The 16,326-nt window shown below is 74.0% G+C and carries 16 protein-coding genes and 1 pseudogene; 6 read left to right on the top strand and 11 right to left on the bottom strand.

Annotation, left to right across the window (positions count from 1 at the left end):
* Positions 1-31: 31 nt before the first annotated feature.
* The gene (locus tag AB0C59_RS02850) at positions 32-1,159 is read left to right on the top strand and encodes a DUF5954 family protein (RefSeq protein ID WP_363000342.1); all 1,128 of its coding nucleotides are present in this window, start codon (positions 32-34) and stop codon (positions 1,157-1,159) included.
* A gap of 75 nt (positions 1,160-1,234) precedes the next feature.
* Here AB0C59_RS02850 and AB0C59_RS02855 read toward each other — a convergent pair.
* Together AB0C59_RS02855 and AB0C59_RS02860 are read right to left on the bottom strand one after the other, a co-directional pair.
* Positions 1,235-1,357, bottom strand: a pseudogene (locus tag AB0C59_RS02855) (SAM-dependent methyltransferase); the annotation flags it as partial.
* Between the two features lie 108 nt (positions 1,358-1,465).
* Positions 1,466-1,879: a DUF5997 family protein gene (locus tag AB0C59_RS02860; protein WP_363000343.1), complete on the bottom strand. Its 414-nt coding sequence runs from the start codon at positions 1,877-1,879 to the stop codon at positions 1,466-1,468.
* Between the two features lie 58 nt (positions 1,880-1,937).
* Between AB0C59_RS02860 and AB0C59_RS02865 the strand changes: the two genes are divergently transcribed.
* Positions 1,938-2,762 carry a LysR family substrate-binding domain-containing protein gene (locus AB0C59_RS02865; RefSeq protein WP_363000344.1) on the top strand — a complete coding sequence of 275 codons (825 nt, stop codon included), beginning with the start codon at positions 1,938-1,940 and terminating at the stop codon, positions 2,760-2,762.
* A 182-nt stretch (positions 2,763-2,944) separates the two neighbouring features.
* Here AB0C59_RS02865 and AB0C59_RS02870 read toward each other — a convergent pair whose 3' ends face one another.
* A complete protein-coding gene (locus AB0C59_RS02870) occupies positions 2,945-3,421 on the bottom strand; it encodes an Lrp/AsnC family transcriptional regulator (RefSeq protein WP_363000345.1) in 477 nt (158 codons plus the stop codon).
* A gap of 231 nt (positions 3,422-3,652) precedes the next feature.
* Here AB0C59_RS02870 and AB0C59_RS02875 point away from each other — a divergent pair, with 231 nt between their 5' ends.
* Both AB0C59_RS02875 and AB0C59_RS02880 read left to right on the top strand, forming a co-directional pair.
* Positions 3,653-5,152, top strand: coding sequence for an FUSC family protein (locus AB0C59_RS02875; protein ID WP_363000613.1), 1,500 nt, complete (start codon positions 3,653-3,655; stop codon positions 5,150-5,152).
* Positions 5,153-5,242: 90 nt separating this feature from the next.
* A complete protein-coding gene (locus AB0C59_RS02880) occupies positions 5,243-6,298 on the top strand; it encodes a lactonase family protein (protein WP_363000346.1) in 1,056 nt (351 codons plus the stop codon).
* Between the two features lie 229 nt (positions 6,299-6,527).
* Here AB0C59_RS02880 and AB0C59_RS02885 read toward each other — a convergent pair whose 3' ends face one another.
* The 3 genes from AB0C59_RS02885 to AB0C59_RS02895 all read right to left on the bottom strand — a co-directional run bounded on the left by AB0C59_RS02885 (position 6,528) and on the right by AB0C59_RS02895 (position 9,585).
* Complete coding sequence (locus tag AB0C59_RS02885; protein ID WP_363000347.1) at positions 6,528-7,451, bottom strand: hypothetical protein; 924 nt, start codon at positions 7,449-7,451, stop codon at positions 6,528-6,530.
* A 247-nt stretch (positions 7,452-7,698) separates the two neighbouring features.
* Positions 7,699-8,376 (bottom strand): uracil-DNA glycosylase, encoded by a 678-nt coding sequence (locus AB0C59_RS02890; RefSeq protein WP_363000348.1) that lies wholly within the window; start codon positions 8,374-8,376, stop codon positions 7,699-7,701.
* A 123-nt stretch (positions 8,377-8,499) separates the two neighbouring features.
* Complete coding sequence (locus AB0C59_RS02895) at positions 8,500-9,585, bottom strand: exo-alpha-sialidase (protein ID WP_363000349.1); 1,086 nt, start codon at positions 9,583-9,585, stop codon at positions 8,500-8,502.
* 280 nt (positions 9,586-9,865) lie between these two features.
* Here AB0C59_RS02895 and AB0C59_RS02900 point away from each other — a divergent pair, with 280 nt between their 5' ends.
* Positions 9,866-10,471: a hypothetical protein gene (locus AB0C59_RS02900; RefSeq protein WP_363000350.1), complete on the top strand. Its 606-nt coding sequence runs from the start codon at positions 9,866-9,868 to the stop codon at positions 10,469-10,471.
* A 554-nt stretch (positions 10,472-11,025) separates the two neighbouring features.
* Here AB0C59_RS02900 and AB0C59_RS02905 read toward each other — a convergent pair.
* The gene (locus tag AB0C59_RS02905; RefSeq protein WP_363000351.1) at positions 11,026-12,372 is read right to left on the bottom strand and encodes an FAD-dependent oxidoreductase; all 1,347 of its coding nucleotides are present in this window, start codon (positions 12,370-12,372) and stop codon (positions 11,026-11,028) included.
* Positions 12,373-12,609: 237 nt separating this feature from the next.
* On the opposite strand from AB0C59_RS02905, the gene AB0C59_RS02910 reads away from it, so the two are divergent.
* Positions 12,610-13,056, top strand: a complete 447-nt coding sequence (locus AB0C59_RS02910) for a DUF6214 family protein (protein ID WP_363000352.1) — start codon at positions 12,610-12,612, stop codon at positions 13,054-13,056.
* 103 nt (positions 13,057-13,159) lie between these two features.
* On the opposite strand, the gene AB0C59_RS02915 is transcribed toward AB0C59_RS02910, so the two are convergent.
* From AB0C59_RS02915 to AB0C59_RS02930, 4 genes are all read right to left on the bottom strand, one after another.
* Entirely contained in the window at positions 13,160-14,071 is a 912-nt protein-coding gene (locus tag AB0C59_RS02915) for an SDR family oxidoreductase (protein WP_363000353.1), read from the bottom strand.
* Positions 14,068-14,682, bottom strand: coding sequence for a helix-turn-helix domain-containing protein (locus AB0C59_RS02920; RefSeq protein WP_363000354.1), 615 nt, complete (start codon positions 14,680-14,682; stop codon positions 14,068-14,070). Before AB0C59_RS02920 ends, AB0C59_RS02915 begins: the two co-directional genes overlap by 4 nt.
* Before the next feature lie 78 nt (positions 14,683-14,760).
* Positions 14,761-15,438, bottom strand: coding sequence for a helix-turn-helix domain-containing protein (locus AB0C59_RS02925; RefSeq protein ID WP_363000355.1), 678 nt, complete (start codon positions 15,436-15,438; stop codon positions 14,761-14,763).
* 144 nt (positions 15,439-15,582) lie between these two features.
* Complete coding sequence (locus AB0C59_RS02930; protein WP_363000356.1) at positions 15,583-16,281, bottom strand: HAD-IA family hydrolase; 699 nt, start codon at positions 16,279-16,281, stop codon at positions 15,583-15,585.
* Between the last annotated feature and the right edge of the window lie 45 nt (positions 16,282-16,326).

Raw genomic sequence — 16,326 nt, forward strand, 5'->3', positions numbered from 1 at the left:
CGACCGCCGGCCGATCGGGCACATTCAGTGCATGAACGGTTACGAGGACCGAGTGCCCGCCTACCTCACCTTCCGTGTCTGCGCTCAGGAAGGGCCGATCGCGGCCTTCGTCGATCAGGAGGCGTGGAGGGCGCGCGAGCTCTACCCCGAGGTGCGGGGGGTGGGGCTGGCCGAGTTCTTCCACGCGCGCGAACACGAGGCCGGCGGCTGGGAGTTGTCGGAGTACGGCAGCACCGAACCGCAGGGGGCCAGGGACTCACTCGGCCACCACTTCCGGGTGCGGGCCAAGGCGGCCGAGGGCGCCGGCGACGAGAAGGCGGGGAAGGCCTGGATGGCGGCGGCGCTGCGGATGGACCGCGAGGTCGTCGACGAACTCCGGGTGTGCGGGGAGCGGTTCCGCATCGTGCGGGCGTCCAGGTACATCCGGATGGGCAACGGCGGCCCCGAGCCGCCCCGCCCCTCCGACCCCGACCCGGGCGAGGTCGGCGAGGCCTACCGGACACCGTCCCGGACCAAGGGGCTCGTCGTCGACCCATCCGTCGGGACCGGGATGTCCGAAGGGCTGCTGAAGCTGGACCTCGTACAACTCGTCGGTGTCGCCGAGGGCACGCCCCCGGACGTACGGGCGGACTCGCTGCGCGCGGCCGCGCGGTACCCGGGCGGTGTCCTGCTGCCCGCGGTGTACATGACCGCCGAGCGCCGGGAGGGCGACTGGGTGGCCCACAACCCCGGCGCGTCGCACGGCACGCCGCAGCAGGCGCGTGACGCGCTGGCCTCGTGGCTGCGGGTGATGGCGCCGTTCAGCCTGCGGCTGTCGGAGGAGAAGCGCGCCGAGTACGCGCGGGTGGCCGACGCGCTGGACGCGAGACGCGGCAACAGCGTGAGCGTGGACGGACGCCGGTTCCGGATCACCCGGGTCGAGCGGCTGATCCGGATCGGCCCCGACGGCCCGGAGGGTCCACGGCCCAGCGACTACGACTCGCAGCCCCCCGTCGCGGTCCACACCCGGCAGCTGAAGGAGGAGGGGCTGTGGGCGGAGGAGGACGAGCCGGTCGAACTCGACGAGAGGGACCTGGAGTTCAAGGCCCTGTGGGAGCAGGAGGAGGCGCGTCGAGCGGCGGTCCGGGAGAGCAGGAGACAGAAGGGGAGGGGCCGCTGAGGGCGCGCCGCGGGCTGCGGCGCCGACGCTCCCGGGCCGGCGCCGCGGCCGTACCCGTCGGGTGGTGCCGCCGGCTCAGCGGGCCGCCGGCCTGCGCCACACGGAGATGTGCCTCGTCGGCCGCTCGGTGAACGGCGTCCCGTCCCAGTCCGCGACCCGGCGCTCCGGTTCGAGTCCCGCGATCCGGGCCACTCTGTCCGCCGCGCCGAGGAGTTGTCGACGCCATTGATCGCCGCCTACGGCGAGGGGCCCGGGGACTCGGCCGCCGTGGAGCGAGGCGACGTGAGGGCGCCGGGCCGCCCGGGGTCAGCGGCGCGGTTCCTGGGCCTGGTCGGAGGCCTCCGCGCGTTCGGCGTCCCTCTTCTTGATGCGCGCCGACTCCTTGCGGACCTCGGCCTGCGTGGCGCGCTCCTTCGCCAGCCACTCGGGCCCGTCCTGCTTCAGGGCCTCGATCTGCTCGGTCGTGAGCGGCTCCGTGACCCCGCCGCGCGCCAGGCCCGCGATGGACACACCCAGCTTCGCCGCGACCACCGGGCGCGGGTGCGGTCCGGTGCGTCGCAGCTCGAGCAGCCACTCGGGCGGATCGGTCTGCAGCGTGTTCAGCTCGGCGCGCGAGACGACGCCCTCCTGGAACTCTGCGGGCGTGGCGGGGAGGTACACACCCAGCTTCTTCGCGGCGGTGGCCGGCTTCATCGTCTGAGTGGACTGGTGCGACTTCATGGTCTCCAGGATATCGGCCCTGTACGAGAGCTCCGACCACGCCCGGTAACCTGGCGGGGTGACAGGCTCGGAAGAATCCCCCTCGTTCCGGCTCGCGTACGTCCCCGGGGTGACGCCCGCCAAATGGGTGCGGATCTGGAACGAGCGCCTGCCCGACGTCCCGCTCACCCTGCTCCAGGTGCCGGCCGGCCAGGCCTGCGACCTCCTGCGTGAGCGCGGGGCGGACGCGGGCCTGGTGCGGCTGCCCGTCGACCGCGCGTTCTTCAGCGCGATCCCGCTCTACACCGAGGTGACCGTGGTCGTGGTCCCCAAGGACCATGTGATCACGGCCGCGGAGGAGGTCTCGGTCGAGGATCTCGCCGACGAGGTCGTCCTCCATCCGCTGGACGACGTGCTCGACTGGGAGCGGCCGCCGGGTGAGCCCGCCTTCGAGCGTCCCGCCACGACGGAGGACGCCGTCGAGCTCGTCGCGGCCGGTGTGGGCCTCCTCGTCGTGCCCCAGTCCCTCGCCCGGCTGCACCACCGCAGGGACCTCACCTACCGGACGGTCGTGGACGCTCCGCAGTCGGACGTGGCCCTGTCCTGGCCCGAGGACGCGACCACCGATCTGGTGGACGACTTCATCGGGATCGTCCGCGGGCGGACGGTCAACAGCACCCGGGGACGCGCCGCACCGGCGGCACCGTCCCAGCGCGGGCGGTCCGACTCCTCGGCGACCCGGGGCAAGCCCGCGGCGGGCGGGGGCCGGAAGTCCTCCGGCTCGAACCCGCGCGGCGGCGCCAAGCGCTCCGGCGGTACGAAGGGCTCCGGCGGCGCCAGGGGTGCCGGAGGATCGGGCGGCGCCCGAGGCGGCGGCCGCGGCAAGCCTCGCCGACGCTCCTAAGGGCTGTCCGGCCGGTCCCGTCTGCTTCGCGGCGTCCGGCGCGCACGCCCGTCGCGTTGCCGGAGCGCCCGCGTGACTCCGCCGCGAGGGCAGTCCGGCGCCGTGTGCTCGCCCGCATCAGACCTGTCGCGGCTCCCGTGTCCGGCGCGGCACGGGTGCCTGCCCGCCGGTCGGTGGGCCGGTCAGCGGCTCGCCGTGCGGCCGATCGACTCCACCAGGGGCAGCAGCCGGTAGGGCACGCGCTCGCGCAGTGCCACCTCCGTGCGGGTGCGGACCACTCCGGGCAGGCTGATCATCGCCTGGATGACGTCCTCCAGATGCGCGTTGTCCCGCGCCACGACCCGGGTCATCAGGTCGCCGCCCCCGGTGATCGAGAAGGCCTCGACGATCTCCGGGACGGCGGCGAGGGCGTCGCCCACGTCGTCCAGGTGGCCCTGAGTCACCTCGATGTGCACGAAGGCGAGCACGGGGTGGCCGAGCGCGGCGGGGGAGAGGGAGGGCCCGGTGCCGGTGATCACCCCGTCGCGCTCCAGGCGGTCCAGCCGTGCCTGCAGCGTGCCGCGGGCGACGCCCAGGACGCGCGCGTACTCGCGCACGCTCGTCCGCGGCTGTTCGAGCAGCAGACGCAGGATGCGGGTGTCGAGTGCGTCGACGGGCATGGTCCGTTGGCCTCCCTGTCACCGGAGTCGATCGTCCATGACTGTACCAATGGCTCAAGGGAAGAAGGGTCACTTGAGCCACCGACCTTCTGATGGTTTGCTTACACGTATCAATGGCGCCGCGCAGCGCAGGACCGGTGACGAAGCCGGAATCCGTGCCCGCGGCGCCATTTCCATGTCCACAGGCACGGAGCGGGGCGGGCGTCCGACGTGAATCCGACGGTGAAGAAGATGTTCATGGCTCCGGACCCGGGGCTGGTCCGGTTGCGGACATCGCTGCGCGCGGTGCTCGGCATCGGCCTCGCCGTGACCGTGTGCCAGGCGGCCGGACTGCCGCTGCCGGCCACGGTCACCGGCGGCCTCGCCGCCCTCCTCGCGCTGTTCACGGTCGCCGACCCGACGGTGCGCGGCCAGGCGGTCACGACCGTGCTGCTGCCCGTCGCCGGTCTGCCGGTCCTCGCCGTCGCCGCCGCCCTGCACGGCACCGCGACCGCGCGGGACGCGGCCTGGCTCGCGGTGGTGTTCGCCGGCGCGTACGCCCGCCGCTGGGGGCCGCGCGGCCATGCGCTCGGTGTCTTCGCCTTCATGATGTTCTTCGCCGCCCAGTTCCTGCGCGCGGTCCCGCAGCAGATCCCGCAGCTGTACGCGGCCGTGGCGCTGTCCCTCGCGACCGCGTCGGCGGTGCGGTTCGGGGTGTGGTGCGTCGAGCGCCGCACCCCGCCGCCCGCCCCGCCCGTCCCGCTGACCGGGCGCGGACTGGCCAGGCCCACCACCCGCCAGGCCTGCCAGGTGACGGCCGCGTGCGCCTTCGCGATCGTCGCGGGCGAGACGGTGTCCCACGACCGCTGGTACTGGGCCGTCGGCGCCGCCTGGTGGATCTTCGTGAACACCGCCTCACGGGGAGAGACGCTCGTGCGCGGGCTGCGGCGGCTGGTCGGCACGGTGGCGGGCATCGTCGCCGGGCTCCTGATCGCCCTCCCGCTGCACGGCGCCCCGGCGCCCACGACCGTGCTCATCGCCGCCAGTGTGTTCGGGATCTTCTACACGGCTGCACTGTCCTACAGCTGGATGATGTTCTTCGTGACCGTGATGGCGGGACTGCTGTACGGGCTCCTGGGCGTGCTCCGTCCGGGGCTGCTCGGGCTGCGTCTGGCCGAGACGGGTGCGGGAGCGCTGGGGGCGGCCCTGGCCGTCGCCCTCGTGCTGCCGGTCACCACCCACGCCGTCACCGACCAGTGGGTGCGCCGCGCCGTGCGGGCCGTGCACGGCTGCACCGCGGCGTCGGCCCGACGGCTCGCGGGTGACGCCGAGGCGGATCCCGCGGCTCGGGCTGCGGAGCTGGAGGCGCTGCTGGGGCGGGTGCGCCCGTCCCTCGCGCCCCTGGTGCATCCGCTGAACCCGTTGCGGGGCCGCAAGGCGCGGGCCCGCCATGTGCTCGCCCTGCTCGACGAGTGCGCCCTGCGGGCCCGGGGGCTGGCCGCCGTCGCCGCCGACCCGGACGCCTCGCACGACGCGCGCCTGACGGCCGCGTGCCGCCGCGTCGAGACGGCCGTCGAGGCACTGCTCGGCGCGGTTCCCGAGGACGCCTTCACGGCTCACGCGGGCGCCCCCGGGCGGCATCCGGGCGCCGAGCGGGCTCTCGGGCACCTCCATGGCCTCGAACAGGCTCTTGTGTCCCTGGCTCCGCATCTGGGTACGCCCCTGGGCGGCCCTTCGCCGCTGCCCGCCTGACGCCGCCGGCGGCGTCGCCGGTACCGTCGGCGGCGCGGTGAACGAGCCCGAGGGGCGCACCCGAGGGGACGGCGGCGGGAGGCAACGGCAGTGGTGGACGGTCGCGAGCGGCGGCAGCCGCAGAAGCCGGAGAAGCCGGAGAGCAGGGCGTACATCGGCTCGTTCACGTCGGCGGGCGGCCGCGGGATCCTCGTGGCCGACGTCGACCCGGGCAGCGGCGCGCTGAGCGTGCGCAGCGCCGTGGACGACCTGCCCGACCCGTCCTACCTGGCACTGTCCGGCGCCCTGCTGTACGCGGTGTCGGAGACGCCGGACGGCAGGGTCGCCGCCTACCACCGCCACGGCGACCGGCTGCTGCCCGCCGGTCCGCCCGTCCCCGTCGCCGCCGACGGGCCCACGCACCTGAGCGTGCACGCGGGGCATGTCCTGACCGCCAACTACGGTTCCGGAAGCGTCACGGCCGTCCCGCTGCGCGAGGACGGCACCCTCGTCGCCGGTGCGGCGGCCGTGCTGCGGCACGAGGGCTCGGGGCCGGTCCTGGACCGCCAGCGGTCCCCGCACGCCCATCAGGTCCTGCCCGACCCGGACGGCCGGTGGATCCTCAGTGTCGACCTCGGAACGGACTCCGTGCGGGTGGGATCCTTCGAGGGCGGCGCGCTGGCGGTGAGGCGCGAGATCCGCTCGCGTCCCGGTTCGGGGCCCCGCCATCTGGCGTTCCACCCGGACGGGAGACGGGCCTACGTCCTGAACGAGTTGACGCCGACCGTCGTCGGCTGCGGCTGGGACGCCGAGCGGGGCGTGCTCGAACCGCTCTTCGAGACGCCCGTGCTGCGTGAGGTGCCCGCGGGCGGCGCCTGGCCGTCGGGGATCGTGGTCTCACCCGACGGGTGCTTCGTGTGGACCGCGACACGCGGGCCGGACGTGATCTCCGTGTTCGCCGTCGCGGACGACGGACTGCGGCTGGTGAGCACGGTGCCGTGCGGGGGAGTCTGGCCGCGGGCGCTCGCCCTGCACGGCGGATTCCTGTACGTCGCGGGCGAACGGTCCGGCGACATCACCTGGTTCTCCCCGGACCCGAGCACGGGCGTCCCACGACACCGCGGCTCGGTGCCGGCCCCGGCAGCGTCCTGCATCGTGTTCCGCTGAGCCGGGGCCCGGGGCGCTGGGAGCCGGACGGTTCGGCGAGGGGTGCTGGTCAGGGGCGATGTCGTAGGACCGGCGAGCCGCGTGTGGCCGGTGCGGTTGCCCGGGGCCGCGGGGGCTCCCGGTGGGACGTGTTCGGGCCACCGACCCGGCGACGCGGCGACGGGCCCGTTCCGGACTTCCGGAACGGGCCCTTCGCCCTGCGCGAGGTGGGCACTCGGCCCGTCCGGGCTCAGCGCACCGGGGCGCCCTGCATCTGCTGCGGGGCGATACCGAGCGCCGTCGTGTACTTGGCCAGGGCCAGCTTGCCGATCGCCGGGTACGGGCCGAGCGCCTCGGCGGCGGGGCAGCCGGCTTCCTCGGCGGCGGCGTCGAGCAGCCCGGCCTCGAGCTCCGGGCCGATCAGGTACGGGGCGAGCGCGAGCTGCTGCGAACCGGAGGAGCGCAGCTGCTCGGCGACGGAGGCGATCGAGCCCTCCTCGTCCAGGGCCGCGGCCATCACCGGCACGGCCAGGCGCGCGGCCAGCAGCATGCCCGTGATCCCGGCCGCCTGCACGGCCTCGTCACCGCCCACCGAGGCGAGGATGATGCCGTCGGCGGCCGTCGCCACGGTGAACAGCCGGGCGCGGTCGGCGCGGGCCAGGCCGGCCTCGGACAGGCGCACGTGCAGGGCCTCCGCGAGCAGCGGGTGCGGGCCGAGCGAGTCGGTCAGATCGGCCGCGACGCGGCTTTCCATGACGGCCTGGCGCACCCGGCGCAGCAGAGCGCTGTCCGGTCCGGCCAGCAGCGGCACCACCACGGCGACGGGGCCGTCCGGCTCCTTGACGTCCATACCCGCGGCAGCGGCCTGCTCGAAGCGGGCGGTGCGCTCCTCGGCGGCGCCCGCGAGAACCGACTGGAGCAGGGGGAACTCGGCGTCGTCCCCGTCCAGGTAGCCGATCCGGGCGTCGAGGCCGGGGAGCTCGGAACGCGCGATGCTGACGACCTCTTCGGCGAGGCCGCGCGTGGCGGCGCTGGGCGTGCCCGGCACCGCGAGGACCAGCGCGGGCGCCCCCTCAGGAGCCGCCATGGGTTCCGGGCGGCGGTGCCGACCGGGCTGGCGGGGTCGCGGCATTCGTACGGGCAGGCCGGAAGCGGGGCCGGTGGAGGAGCTCATGGCGCCGCATGCTACTCAATTTGTCGGTTCCCCTGTTCGGGGAGGGGTCGGCTGAGCGGTATCCGTCCGGTTTTGTCGGATGAGTGACGTACCGATAAGAAACGATCGTCACGGTCTGACTTCTCCCTTGCGAACCGGGATCAACCACCCTTTTCCGGCACGGGGGATGAGTCGCCCTTCTCGCCCGTTCCGCCACAACACGTCTTCGGTGCCCGGAGGTTCGAGCGCCTCGAAGAACGCGACGACGCTACGGCAGACCCCATTCCACCGGTTGGCCGCCCTGTCGCACCAGCAGGTCGTTGGCCCGGCTGAACGGCCGCGAACCGAAGAACCCCCGATCCGCCGACATCGGGGACGGATGAGCCGACTCCACCGAGGGCAGATCGCCGAGCAGAGGCCGCAGATTGCGGGCGTCGCGCCCCCACAGGATGGACACGAGCGGCTTGCCGCGCGCGGCCAGCGCCCTGATGGCCTGTTCGGTGACCTCCTCCCACCCTTTGCCCCGGTGTGCCGCGGGCCGTCGAGGGGCCGTGGTGAGCGCCCTGTTGAGGAGCAGCACCCCCTGCTGGGTCCAGGGCGTCAGATCGCCGTTGGATGGTGCGGGAAGGCCCAGGTCCGTGTTGAGTTCTCTGAAGATGTTGATCAGACTGCCCGGTAGCGGCCGTACCTCCGGTGCGACCGAGAAGGACAGCCCCACCGCGTGCCCGGGAGTGGGGTAGGGGTCCTGGCCGACGATCAGGACGCGGACGTCGTCGAAGGGCTGCTGGAACGCCCGCAGGACGTGCGCGCCCGCGGGGAGGTAGGTGCGTCCCGCGGCGATCTCCGCACGCAGGAAGTCCCCCATGTCGGCGATCCGCGCGGACACGGGTTCCAGGGCTTTCGCCCAGCCGGGTTCGACGATCTCATGCAACGGTCGTGGTGCCACGGCCGTCACCCTACTGCCGTACACGCGTCGGCGATCAACCGGTGGCCCGAGGGCGACGCTGGATGATCGGCCCGAGGCCACCTTCGCAACAGCCCCAGCCCCAGCCCCGCGCGGGCGGTGTCGTCAGGCGATCACCGCCGCTCGTACGCACAGCACGTCCGGCAGATGCGAGGCGAGCTGCCGCCAGCTGTCGCCGTCGTCCGCCGACGCGAACAACTCGCCGTTGCGATTGCCGAAGTAGACGCCCGCCGGGTCGTCGTCGTCCGTGCACAACGCGTCCCGCAGCACCGTGCCGTAGTGGTGTTCCTCCGGCAGCCCGGCGGTGAGCGGCTCCCAGCTTCCGCCCGCGTCCGCGGTGCGGAAGACGCGGCAGCGGCGGTCGGCCGGGACACGGTCCGCGTCCGCGGTGATGGGAAATACGTAGGCCGTCTCCCCGCGGTGCGGGTGGGCCGCCGCGGCGAACCCGAAGGTCGACGGCAGTCCCGCGCCGATGTCCGTCCAGTGGGCCCCCGCGTCGTCGCTTCTGTACACCCCCCAGTGGTTCTGCAGATAGAGCCGGTCGGGGGCGGTCGCGTCCTGTGCGATCTTGTGGACGCACTGGCCGAACTCCGGGTGCGGGTCGGGCAGGAACACCGCGGAGACACCGGAGTTCGACGGTCTCCAGCTCTCGCCGCCGTCCTGGGTGCGGAAGACTCCGGCCGTCGACACGGCGACCGTCACCGCCTTGGGGTCCCGCTCGTCCGTGACCACGGTGTGCAGCCCCTCGCCTCCGCCGCCCGGCACCCAGCTGCCGCGCGTCGGGTGCTCCCACAGCGCCCGCACCAGGGAGAAGCTCTCCCCCCGGTCCTCGGAGCGGTACAGGGCGGCCGGCTCCGTCCCCGCGTACACCACCTCCGGCTCCGCGGCGGCCGGGTGCAACTGCCAGACGCGCTCCAGGGAAGCGCCCGTGTCCTTGGGGAACGTGACGGCGGGCCGAGCCGGTTCGGTCCAGGTGCGGCCCAGGTCGTCGGAGTGGAAGACGGACGGTCCCCAGTGCGCGCTGTCTCCCGCGGCCAGCAGGCGGGGGACGGGGGCCCGGGTGTCGAGGGCGACCGAGGGGACGGCCTGCGCGTTGAAGTACGGGCTCTCGTCGAACTCCCAGGCTCCGCCTCGCCGTCGCCCGATGAACAACCCCTTGCGCGTGCCCACCGCGAGCAGGACCTCAGCCATGCCGGTCACCTCCGAAACGTCGTTGTTCCAGACACGGGCCAGGTGCACCGCGGCACTGACATCCAGCCTCGGGCATCGTGTCCACGCAGGTCAAAGGACGTGTTGCCGGGAGTGGGAGAGGCCGGCGTCCGGATCGCGCGGCGGTCGAGGGGCGGTTTTCGGCCGGGGCGGACCAAGGGGCAACCGAGGGCGGACTGAGCACTGCGGCGGCCGGGCCCGTATGGGAGGGCGGACGGGGGTGTCCGAGGTGATCCCGGCGCGCTTGAGGAGGATTCCATCGATGAGGTGGCTGCCTTCGACCACGACGATCCGCGGTCGCGGCTTCGGGGTGTGGCTGTGGCGGTGGCGGAGCAGTCCGCTGCGGCGCCGCGTCGACACACTGGAGGCGTGGGTCGTGCTGGCGGTCTGGACCGTGACCGTGATCGCGGGGGTGCTGGCGGGCGTGGCCGCGGCGCACTCGGTGGAGCGTGATCTGGCCCGGGAGCGGGCCACGTGGCATCCGCTCGCGGCCCTGCTCGCCGAGGACGCGCCGAAGGAGACCGCCGCGACCGCGGCCGGCGGGGGCAGGGTGTGGGCCACGGCGCGCTGGACGTCGGCGGACGGCTCCACCCGCACGGGCCAGGTGCGCGTGGCGGCCCGCAGCCCCGAAGGCACCGCCGTGACGGTGTGGACGGACCGCGGAGGCTCCTTGGTGACCACACCCGACACCGCGTCCGAGGCGCGGACGCGCGCGAACCTGTTCGGCGCGCTGATGGGCGCAGGCGCCGCCGCGGTCCCCCTGATGGCCGGGCGCGTGGTCCGCGACCGCCTGGAACGGCGGCGGATGGAGCAGTGGGACGAGGCATGGGCACGGTTCGGCCCGACATGGGGACGCACAACCGGCTGACCCGAGGCCCGGCGCACCCGGACGGCAAGGCACCTCGGGGGCTACGGCGACGCAGACCCTTCGGAGCCCCGGTGCCAACGGAGTCCCACGTCATACGGAGGCCCCGGGCCATACAGCGGCCCCGGGCCGCGCGGAGTCCCAGGCCGTACGGGTCGGGCCGTACGGAGACCCCGAGGCTGTACGGAGCCCCGGGCCGTGCGGAGATCCAGGCTGTACGGAGGCCCCGGGGGCTGTACGGAGCCCCGGGCCGTGCGGAGATCCAGGCTGTACGGAGGCCCCGGGGGCTGCATGGAGGGCCGGGCTGTACGGAGTCCCAGGCTGTACGGAGGCCCCGGGGGCTGCATGGAGGGCCGGGCTGTACGGAGTCCCAGGCTGTAGGGAGGCCCCGGGGGCTGCGCGGACGGCCGGGCTGTGCGGAGGCCCCGGGCTACACGTAGATCCGAGCCCTACGGGACCGGGGCCGTACGGGGACCGGGGCCGTACGAAGACCCCGGGCCACGGTGGTCGGCACGTGGATCCGGCGGCAGACCCCGCGTCGGTGGCGGACGGTCGTCTCAGGGGGCCGCGGTGCTCGCCGCGGCCCTGAGGGAGGGCCAGTCGGGGAGTTTGACCACCGATCGGCCGAGTGAGGCACCGAGTTCCGCCTCCGCGCGCTCGATCGCGAGCCAGCCGTCCCATCCGACGGGTGCCAGGCCGTCCGCCCGCAGCGCCGGCAGGGCGTCCTCGGGAACCTCGCGCCGCAGGAGTCGGGGCGCGTCCTGAAGCAGCGACGTGACCGTCTCCTTCGCGCACGACCGGTTCGTGCCGATGACACCCGTCGGGCCGCGCTTGATCCACCCGGCCACGTACTCCCCCTGACAGACGCCGCCTTCGCGCAGCACCCGGCCCGCCTCATGCGGCACCGTGCCTCCCGCCCCGTCGAACGGCAGCCCCTCCAGGGGCACTCCGCGATATCCGACCGAGCGCAGCACCAACTGCGCCTCGATCTCCTCGTACCGGCCCGTGCCCGTGATCCCGCCTGCCGCGTCGGGCAGCGTCCGCTCGAACCGCACCGCGCCCACGCGGCCGGCGTCGGAGAGGAGTTCGACGGGGCGCAGGAAGAAGCGCAGCCGGATCCGCCGCAGGGCGCCCCGCGGCGGAGCGGCGGCCCAGTCGCGCAGCACCTCGATGTTGCGCCGCTGCGGGGCCGGCAGGCCGGAAGGGTCGGCGTACCCGGGGTCGAGTGCCAGCTCGGCCTCCTCCACGACCACCTCGGTGTCCGGCAGCGAGCCCAGTTCCCGCAGTTCCTTGGTGGTGAAGCGGGCCTGCGACGGGCCGCGCCGCCCCACCATGTGCACCTCGGTGACCTTGCTCTCCGCGAACGCGGTGAGGGCCGCCTGCGGCAGGTCCGTGGGGCTGAGCTGCGGCGCCGCCCGGGCCAGCATCCGGGTCACGTCGACCGCGACGTTCCCGACGCCGATCACCACCGCGGTGCGCGCACCGGGGACGAAGCCGCCGGGCAGGGCGTCCGGGTGCGCGCTGTACCAGGCCACGAACTCGGTCGCCGACCAGCTTCCTGGCAGTTCCTCGCCCGGGACGCCGAGCTGCCGGTCCGTCGCGGCCCCCACGCAGTAGACGACCGCGTGGTAGAGCTCCCGCAGCCGCGCCGGCGACACCCCGCCCGCGCCGCCGACCTGGACGCCGCCGAGGAACCGGATCCGCTCCTGCTCCAGGACGGAGCGGAGGTTGCCCTGCAGAGACTTGATCTTCTCGTGGTCGGGGGCCACGCCGTACCGCACGAGACCGTACGGGCAGGGCAGCCGGTCCAGGACGTCCACGCGCACCAGCGGGTCCTGCTGGACAAGGCTCTGGGCGGTGTAGACCCCGCTCGGCCCGGAGCCGACGACGGCGACATGCAGCACGGCGGAACTCCCTCGCTGAGGAGATCGCTGGATCGCTGACGGTTCCAGCATTGCACCGCGCACGGCCGGAGGGGAGAGGGGCGAGCCGATACGACGCCGGCCCGACGGGGTCCGGTCGAGTGACCGTGCCGTGCGTGGCTTTCGCATGGTATGTGATCGTTCGCTTACGTTGCGTCTGTGCTCGAAGTGTCCTTTCAGGATTTTTCCGATCACTTGCCGACGGACGGAGCCGTGTCCGTGTGCCCCGCGTGGGAACTGCGGGAGCGCGGTGACGTCACGACGTGGCTCTCGGTCCGCCTCCACCTGCCAGGCGGAGGGCAGGTCGACGTCCTGGCCGTGGTGTCCGGGGACCGGGTCGCGATCGAGGAGGTGCGGGCCCAGCCGCCCCTGTGCCTGGACGACCTGGTGGCGCTCGCGGACCGCATCGAGGAGCCGCTGCTCACGGTCTGCGGGCTGACCGCCGACCTGCCGCCCGCCCCTGCCGAGGAGCCCGCCCCCGGGCTCGTGTCCGGCGCGGAAGGGGTGCGCCGGATCGCCGAGGAGTATCTCGCCGCCCGGAGCAGGGGAGCCGACCCGGTGTCCGCCGTCATGGGCGTCACGGGACGCAGCCGGCGCCAGTGCCTCAAGCTGATCGGCGGCGCGCGCGACGCGGGGTACCTGCCCCCGCGTCACGCCCGACGGTGACCGCGCACCACGGTCCCGAGCCGTCGCCGTACCGGGCGACGTCCGCCCCGCCGCTGCGCCTTGACGGGCGGCGCGTGGCCGCCGCGGCACCGGCCCGTGGTCGTCACAGCGGTTCGCCGAGCGGGCCGTACCGCTCCGCGAGGTCCTTGGCCCAGTGGGCGGCGAAGTCCGGCTGTGTGCCGTCGGCGTCCGTGAACCCGTACTCCCGGTACAGGCCCCAGGTGGCCAGGGCCCGTCCGGACTTGGCCATGATCCGGGGGTCGGCGGCCAGCGCGGCCACCGCCCTGCCCAGATAGGCCGGGGTCTCGGAGTGGGCGAAGTCCGGGTCCTTCTCGACCCCGTCGCGCCAGGTGGCCTCGGTGACGCCGAAGTGCTCCAGCATGGCCTCCGAGCGCAGGAAGCCGGGCGTGATCGCCACGGCCGCGACACCGTGCGGCCTCAGTTCGGCGGCCTGGGCGACGGCCAGACGGATCACCGAGGACTTCGCCAGATCGTAGAAGAGCGAGCCCCGGTAGCGCGCGGTGTTGCCGTCGGTCACCTCCACCACCAGGCCGCTCCCTCGCGCGACCATCAGCGGCAGCGCGTACCGGCTGGTGATCACATGGGTCTCCACCGCCTGGCGCAGCAGCCGAAGTCCGGTCTCGAGATCCTGCTCCCACAAGGGGTGCTCCCAGTCGGTCAGCGGATCCCCGCCCCACACGGAGTTGACCAGGACGTCCAGCCGTCCCTCCTGCTCCGCCGCGATCCGCGCCACGAGGGCCCGCACCTCGTCGGGGCTGCTGTGGTCGGTGCGGACGGCGACACCGAGACCGCCCGCGGCCGTGACCGCCTCGGCCGTCTCCTCGATCGTCTCCGGGCGGTCGAGGGGGGAGTGGCCCGCCGTGCTGCTGCGGCCGGTGACGTACACCGTCGCTCCGGCCGCGCCGAGTTCGACGGCGATGCCCCGTCCGCCGCCCCGGGTGCCGCCCGCGACCAGGGCGACCCTTCCGGTCAGCGGCCGTGTTCCGGTCGTCATGCTTCCTCCAGGGGTGTCTCGTCGGGGTGCGGCAGGTGCGGGGCCAGCGCGGCGTCGAACTCCTGCCGCAGACGCTGTTCGAGGGGGCCGTCGCGTTCGAGTGCCCAGGTCAGGCCCGCGCCGGCGGTCACCGCCTGGAGCGTGCGGGCCAGCGGGGCGACCGGTGTCGTGGCGCGGAGCTCGCCGTTGTCGACCGCCTCCGCCAGGAGCGCCTCGGTCGCCTCCCGCCGCGCCCGGTGAACGGCCAGGGCGTGCTCGTAGAGCTGCGGATCGGTGAGATCCATGCACAGGAACGCCAGATGGTGGGCGAACGTCCGCGGGGTGGTCATCCCGGCCGCCGACTGGACGGTCAGCGCCGCCAGGGCCCCGAGGACCGAGTCGTGCTCCTGGCGCACCCGCCCGGCCAGCTCGCCCGCCTCCCGGGCGGACCGGTCGGCCAGCGCCAGCAGCAGGCCGTGCTTGGACCCGAAGCGCTGCACCAGGGTGCCGGGCACCAGCCCGACCTCGCGCGCCACGGCCGCCAGCGTGAGGCCCGCGGGGCCCACCCGGCCCATGACCTGGGCGGTCGCGCGCAGGATCACCGCGTCCTCGACCCCTCGGGGGCGTCCCATCGTGCTTCCTCCTCTTAATAAATGAACGTCCATTTATTAATAACGCCAGACCTGTCGCCTGGCAAGCCCCGGGCGCGGTCAGGCGTCGGGAGGCCGGCTCTCCGTCGCGAAGAACCGCGACAGATCCCTGTCGTGGGCCTCGCGCGCCGCGCCGGCGTCCTCCCGGCCCGGCGGGCTGCCCATCTCCCGGGCGAGTCCGTAGCGTGCGAACAGCTCGGCCCGCAGGACGGGCACGGGCATCGGGGCACCCGGCACCAGGGCCGCGTAGACGGCCCCCATCAGCAGGGCGCGCAGCGTGGGGTAGTCCGCACCGGGGTCCGTCGACCCGTGCCGGGCGACCGTGTCCCGCAGCAGCTCCGCCAGTCGCTGCTGCTCGGGGCACTGGACGAACCCCTCGGCCTGGAGGATCCCCGCCATGTGCTGACGCATGAGCACGGTGTGGTGAACGGTCAGGCCCAGGATCGCGTCGATGGCCCGGGCCATCCGCTCCCGGCCGTCGTCGGTGCGGGGCTCGCGCTCCAGCGCTTCCTGGAGGGTGCGGTGCATGAGCCGGTGGACGGCCGACTGGAGGAGCTGGCGCTTGCCCGGGAAGTAGTACGACACCAGCCCGCGCGCGGATCCGGCGCGGTCCGCTATGTCGGCGAGGGTCGTCGCCTCGTAGCCGCGCTCGCCGACCAGTTCGACCGCCGCGTACAGGAGCCTTTCGCGGGAACGTCGCCGCAACTCTTCATTGACCGAGGCGCTGCGCGGCGACATCCTGGACTCCTGCGTTGACTGGCTGCCAACCAACTATAATCGGCGCGGTCCGGACCACGTCCGTCCGGACGAGGTCCGGGGGATGGCGACGCCTGCCCTGGGTCACACGGGGGATGGCCCAGAGCAGGCGCTTCGCCGTCGCCCTCAGTCGATCAGGTCGAGCACCGGGCGCAGGCCGTCCGGGCGCTCGGTCACCGGGCGGTGGTCGACGAAGTGCACCGCGCAGCCCAGTTCGGCCGCGCCGCCGTCCGCGCGACGGTCGTCGCCGACCATGAGAGCGGCTCGCGGGTCGACCCCCAGGGCGTCGCAGGCCAGCGCGAACAGCCGGACGTCGGGCTTCTGGATGCCGTGCTCGTAGGACAGCGCGTACGTGTGGACGTAGGCGTCGATCCCGTGGTCACGGAAGACGGGGCGCAGGTCCCAGCCGATGTTGCTGACCACGCCGACGGCCACGCCCCGCCCGCGCAGTGCGCTCAGCACCTCGGCGGTGTCGGGGTAGGGCTGCCAGGCGGCGGGCGTCATATGGCGGTCGTACAGCGCGTCGTGCAGACGGGGGTCCGGCAGGGGAACCCGCCGGGAGAGGGCCGTGTAGGCGGCCCGGTGCGCCTCGGCGCTGGTGTCGCGCACCGCCCACAGGGCCGCGAGGCCGGCCGGCAGCGGCCCGTCGGGGTTCGCGCCGCCGGGCAGCGCGCCCGCTGCCTCCAGGAGCGCCGCGGTGTGGGGGACGCCGGCGTCGGGTGGCGCGGTGCCCGTCTCGTGCAGCACCGCCCGGAGCCACGATGCGGTGGACTCGACACGGAAGAGAGTGCCGGAGAAATCGAAGAGCACGCCTTTGACCGTCACGAGGCCGATCGTGCGGGAGCCCCTCGATCACGGTCAAGTGCGCCT

Origin of the sequence: Streptomyces sp. NPDC048664 (assembly GCF_040650555.1) — a bacterium.
Taxonomy (GTDB): domain Bacteria; phylum Actinomycetota; class Actinomycetes; order Streptomycetales; family Streptomycetaceae; genus Streptomyces.

Bases quoted from the DNA above. Each gene is read 5' to 3' on its own strand.
- AB0C59_RS02850 (WP_363000342.1), top strand. From the start codon at position 32: ATGAACGGTTACGAGGACCGAGTGCCCGCCTACCTCACCTTCCGTGTC.
- AB0C59_RS02860 (WP_363000343.1), bottom strand. From the start codon at position 1,879: ATGAAGTCGCACCAGTCCACTCAGACGATGAAGCCGGCCACCGCCGCG.
- AB0C59_RS02870 (WP_363000345.1), bottom strand. From the start codon at position 3,421: ATGCCCGTCGACGCACTCGACACCCGCATCCTGCGTCTGCTGCTCGAA.
- AB0C59_RS02875 (WP_363000613.1), top strand. From the start codon at position 3,653: ATGTTCATGGCTCCGGACCCGGGGCTGGTCCGGTTGCGGACATCGCTG.
- AB0C59_RS02885 (WP_363000347.1), bottom strand. From the start codon at position 7,451: ATGAGCTCCTCCACCGGCCCCGCTTCCGGCCTGCCCGTACGAATGCCG.
- AB0C59_RS02895 (WP_363000349.1), bottom strand. From the start codon at position 9,585: ATGGCTGAGGTCCTGCTCGCGGTGGGCACGCGCAAGGGGTTGTTCATC.
- AB0C59_RS02900 (WP_363000350.1), top strand. From the start codon at position 9,866: ATGAGGTGGCTGCCTTCGACCACGACGATCCGCGGTCGCGGCTTCGGG.
- AB0C59_RS02915 (WP_363000353.1), bottom strand. From the start codon at position 14,071: ATGACGACCGGAACACGGCCGCTGACCGGAAGGGTCGCCCTGGTCGCG.
- AB0C59_RS02920 (WP_363000354.1), bottom strand. From the start codon at position 14,682: ATGGGACGCCCCCGAGGGGTCGAGGACGCGGTGATCCTGCGCGCGACC.
- AB0C59_RS02925 (WP_363000355.1), bottom strand. From the start codon at position 15,438: ATGTCGCCGCGCAGCGCCTCGGTCAATGAAGAGTTGCGGCGACGTTCC.